Origin of the sequence: Roseibium sp. (assembly GCF_025698965.1) — a bacterium.
Lineage (GTDB): Bacteria > Pseudomonadota > Alphaproteobacteria > Rhizobiales > Stappiaceae > Roseibium.
The window spans coordinates 1-4,837 of the sequence record NZ_JAILWL010000482.1 but is presented as its reverse complement, the minus strand read 5'-3'; the positions used below and the strand labels follow the sequence as shown (position 1 = coordinate 4,837).

General features: G+C 56.3%; 3 protein-coding genes and 1 pseudogene. 3 read left to right on the top strand and 1 reads right to left on the bottom strand.

What is annotated here, in order from left to right; all coding sequences use genetic code 11:
* From K5905_RS27555 to K5905_RS27545, 3 genes and pseudogenes are all read left to right on the top strand, one after another.
* Window positions 1-206 (top strand): annotated as a pseudogene (locus tag K5905_RS27555) (hypothetical protein); the annotation flags it as partial.
* Window positions 207-222: 16 nt separating this feature from the next.
* Window positions 223-1,245: a DUF1839 family protein gene (locus K5905_RS27550; RefSeq protein WP_297590308.1), complete on the top strand. Its 1,023-nt coding sequence runs from the start codon at window positions 223-225 to the stop codon at window positions 1,243-1,245.
* Window positions 1,246-3,687, top strand: a complete 2,442-nt coding sequence (locus tag K5905_RS27545; protein WP_297590306.1) for a glycoside hydrolase family 2 protein — start codon at window positions 1,246-1,248, stop codon at window positions 3,685-3,687. It abuts the gene before it with no gap.
* A 17-nt stretch (window positions 3,688-3,704) separates the two neighbouring features.
* Here K5905_RS27545 and K5905_RS27540 read toward each other — a convergent pair.
* Window positions 3,705-4,837, bottom strand: a 1,133-nt coding sequence (locus K5905_RS27540) for a hypothetical protein (protein WP_297590304.1), incomplete at its 5' end; no start/stop codon positions are given.

Below are 4,837 nucleotides of genomic sequence, written 5' to 3'. Positions count from 1 at the left end.
AGGCAAATCCGACCGCCTGCATGAGCTTCAATTACCATATGGATAATTTCGGCAAGGCCTGGAACATCCGGCAGGCCGATGGCGCTCCGGCGCACACGGCTTGTGTCGGGTTCGGTCTCGAGCGCTTGGCGCTGGCGCTGTTTCGCCATCATGGTTTTGAAACATCCCGCTGGCCTGACGGCGTCAAGTCGATCCTTTGGGGTTGAGAGGATCGTGCGCTCAATGAGTGAAGCTGTCTTTGATCACCTCCGTGCGGAAACCTATCTGCGCAGTCCCCTTCACGCCCAGGACCGGGATTGGCCGGAGACCAATTGTTATCTTGATGTCTGGATCGAGGTATTGCCGTCACTTGGTCTGCCACCGGAGGCGTGTCTCGCTTATTCCGTGACACAGGATTTCGAGGGCGACCAGTTCACCTTCTTCAAGGTGCCTCTGGAAGACCTGGAAGCGTTATACGGTCTGAAGGTGACGGAGCTTGCCATCTATGACCGGGTGGAGAACCACGTTCAGCAACAGATCGAGCGCGGCCGACTTTCCCTGGTCGAGGTAGACAGCTTCTTCCTGCCTGACACCCATGGTGTTGGGTATCGCGAGACGAACGGCAAGACCACGATCGCCGTCAACCGTATGGATTTCGACAACAAGGTAATGGAGTATTTTCATGGCCTTGGTCTGCATCGCCTTGAAGGTGACGATTTTGACGGCGTCTTCCAGCGCGGAGATCACCAAAAATCCGTGGCCTTTCTGCCTTATACGGAATTTGTGAAGTTCTCGACGCACAAGCCGTCGCCTGACGAAATCCTTGCCACATCCGAAGCGTTGCTTTGCCGTCACATGAAGCGGCGGCCTGCCGACAACCCTGTGGCAGCGTTTGCAAAAGTGTTTCCGGCGCAGGTGGAAAAGGTCAGCGAACGCGAGTTCGACTTCTTTCACCTTTATGCCTTCAACACCCTGCGCCAGCTCGGCGCCAATTTCGAGTTGTTTTCGACCTACCTGGAGTGGTTGGTGAGGCAGGGGCGGTCTGAACTGACAGATGGTGTTACCGCCGCCAAAACCATTTCCTCCACCTGCAAGATGGTACAGTTCAAGCTGGCCAGAGCCGTCATGCGAAAGAAGTTTCAGGGCCTGGAGGAAGGGTTGCTTCCTGCCATCGAAGCCTGGGACATTCTGATGGATCTTCTGGAGCGTCACTATGGAGAAAGTGACGCCGGCAGAATGTCCATCGTCAGCGCCACCGGTACCTGAATGATCGACCTTTCCCGGGTTAGTTGGAAACTGGCAGTCTCGGATCCAGGCGCTTTTGAAGCGGCGGCCTCCGATCATGCCTGGGACTTTGTTCCAGCCAAGGTACCGGGCACGGCAGCCGCCGCCCTTAGTGAGGCCGGCCGTTATGATCCGGAAAACCCGGAACCGCTCCATGACAGGGACATTTGGTTTGAGACCTGGTTTGAAGCAGAACCGGGTGCTTACCGGTTATGCATGGATGGGCTGGCAACGGTCGCGGAAGTCTATCTGAACGGTACCGAGATCCTCAGCAGCCGGAACATGTTCCGGAAATTCGATGTGCCGGTGGACCTTGCCGATCGCAACCGAATCCAGATCTGTTTCCGGTCCTTGGAGCCGTATTTGAATGGCAAGGGACCAAGAGCGCGCTGGAAGCCGCAATTGGCGACCTCGCAAGGACTGCGCCTGATCCGGACGACACTTCTGGGACACATGCCTGGCTGGTGTCCGGAAATTCACGCGGTCGGCCCTTACCGGCCAATCCGCCTGTATCGGGCCGACGCGGTGCGGGTGACGGAAAAACGCATTCTTGCCGATCTCGCACCGGATGGCAGCGCTGCGCTGACAGTTGCCGTAACGCTTGAAAACACAAGCCAAGTGCCGGTGCTGCACTGCGCGGGTGCATCGATTGAAATGTCCGCTCAGGATGATGGATCATTCTCGGCAACGCTTCAGCCGGAAAGTGTTGTGCCCTGGATGCCGCATACACACGGGAACCCGGCTCTCTACGATGTGACATTGGCGGTTGGCGGACTGATCCTTTCCCTCGGCAAGACCGGTTTTCGGCGGTTGGAGATTGATCACGGTCCGGACGGCAAGGGATTTGGTCTCAAGGTGAACGGCATTTCAGTGTTCTGCCGTGGTGCGGTCTGGACCAATGCGGATCTTTTGGACCTGTCCGGTGAAAGGGAGACCTACCGTCCGCTGCTTCAGGCGGCGCGCGATGCAGGTTTGAACATGCTGCGCATCGGCGGCACCATGGTTTATGAAACTCGTGCGTTTTTTGAACTCTGCGACGAGTTGGGCATTCTGGTCTGGCAGGATTTCCAGTTCGCCAATTATGACTATCCGGTGAAGGACGAGGCGTTTGTCGAGGAAGTACAGGCCGAGATTCGCGACCAATTGACGGAAAGCCAGGGCTGTCCATCCCTGGCGGTTCTTTGCGGCGGCAGCGAAATCTACCAGCAAGGCGCAATGATGGGCCTGCCGGAAAGTCGCTGGAAGGGGCCGTTATGCGAAGAACTCCTGCCGCAACTGGGCATGACCCATCGCCCGGATGTTCCCTATGCGCCGAATTCGCCCTATGGCGGTGTTTTGCCGTTCTCACCGAATGAAGGTGTCGCGCACTATTACGGTGTCGGAGCCTATCTGAGGCCTCTTGAAGATGCGCGGAGAGCGAATGTGCGGTTTGCCGCCGAGTGTCTGGCCTTTTCCAACATTCCGCAGCAGAAAAGCCTCGATGAAGCCTTGAACGCCAAGCCAGGGCACGATCCGCGCTGGAAGGCCCGTATTCCCCGAGACCGGGGTGCAGGCTGGGATTTTGAAGACGTTCGCGACCACTATCTGAAAACGCTTTATGGCGTTGACCCGGTGGCTCTGAGATATGGTGATCCGGACCGGTATCTTGATCTTGGCCGAGCAGTGACCGGTGACGTCATGGAAAAAACCTTTGCGGAGTGGCGTCGCAAGGGATCTTCCTGTCACGGGGCACTCGTCTGGACCTTTCAGGATCTTGCGTTGGGCGCTGGCTGGGGGCTGATCGATGCGATGGGGCGGCCGAAGCCCGCTTATTACGCTCTCAAACGCGCGTTCAGACCGCTTCAGGTCTGTCTGACTGACGAGGGAACGAACGGTCTTTCGATCCATGTCATCAACGACCGGCCGGAAGCCAAAACCGTCACAGTCAGCCTAAGCTGTCTGAAGGATGGCAGGGTTCCGGTGGTATCTGGCCAAAAGACGGTTGTTCTTGAGCCTCACAGCGCACATGAGCTGAATGCAGTTGACCTGATTGGAGCCTTCTTCGACGTCACTTATGCCTACCGCTTTGGACCGCCGTCTCATGATGTCACGGTTGTGCGCCTACAGGACAGTGAAACCGGTGAAGTTCTGGCCGATGCCTTTCATTTTCCAGATATGCCCGACCATCATCCGCAATCTGGTGAAATCCAGGGCGAATTGCAGCAGGACGAAACAGGGAAATGGCGGTTGGCAATTACCTCCGACCGGCTGCTGACATCAGTGCATGTCGCTTGCGACAGCCACGTTCCGGAAGATGACTGGTTCCATCTTGCACCGGCGCGGCAAAAGTTGATTAGCCTCGATCCAAATTCCGACGCTGAAGCAGACCGTCCGAATTGCAGGATTACAGCGCTCAACAGCCGGCAAGGTTTCACCGCCGGGTGAAACCTTGCCAGTTCCTCTCAAGCGGCATTCGGTTGTTGGCTTGACGGGGTTGAAGGCTGCTGTTTTTCGGACGTGCGCACGAGCAGGTCAATGAAGGCATTGCGGCCGTGAACGGGCATCAGGCGATGGTCGGCATCTTCCACCGTTGTATAGGTGATGTTCCGGTAAGCAGGCATCTTCTGCAGATCCGGTCCGAAATGGGCTTTGAGTTCTTCGATACTGCCATCGCCAATGCTGCACAGGAAATGGACGGGAACATTTCTATCGTTCAGAATCTTGAATAGGTTCAGGGCTTCCAGCTTGAGCCTTCCGAATTTTGTCACTTTCGGAAAGTAGTCGGCTGTCTTTTCCGACACCCGCTTCAAGACAACGCGGCTGACCCCGAGACCTGCTGCCAGAAGATCGACATCTCCTTTCAGGATACGCCGCACAATCTGCGGGTCTGCGAGCCGTTTTTTGTATTCGCCTCCTGAGCGCGTCATCATGTTCTTCAATTCGTTCGGGACGTCTTTGTCCCAGATGAACTTGAGTTGGTTGACCAGAACCAGTTGTTTGACGCGCTCGTCGCGAGCAGCCGCATGAAAAGCCGCATAGGCACTGCTGCACCGTCCAACCAGCGTCAGCGGCCCGTCAAATTTGCTGCAGGCGAAATCGATGATCCTTTCAAGGTTTTGAATGGAGTCTTCCGAATAGAGAATTTCCTGTCCTGTGGGCAGGTCAGGATAACTGTCTCCAGTGTTTTCATCGTCGAACCTGATCGACGCGACACCGGCCAATGCAAGCTTTCTGGCAGCTTCGACGGATTCGCGACCGAGTCCGCCTCGGTGGTCGTAACCGCCGGTGTTCCCGAGTATATAAACGGGTGTCTGTTTCAGGCAGTTCGCTGGAGTCGTGACCACAGTCAGCAGTTTCTTGCCGTTGAACTCGACATATTCGGTGGTCTCAAGATAGGTGTCGGTTCTCAGTGTCGGCGGATACGGCGTCAGGTCGATGAGGGGAGTGTGTTCACGGGCCTTTTCTTGGGTTTCTTCAAGCCAGTTGACCGTTGTCTCCACCAGATCAGTGGGCACTTTTGACGTGAGCACATCATCTGTCAGGTCGGCGTAGCCGGAGAAGTCGCAATCGGTAACCTGGTCGGAAACGTATTTGA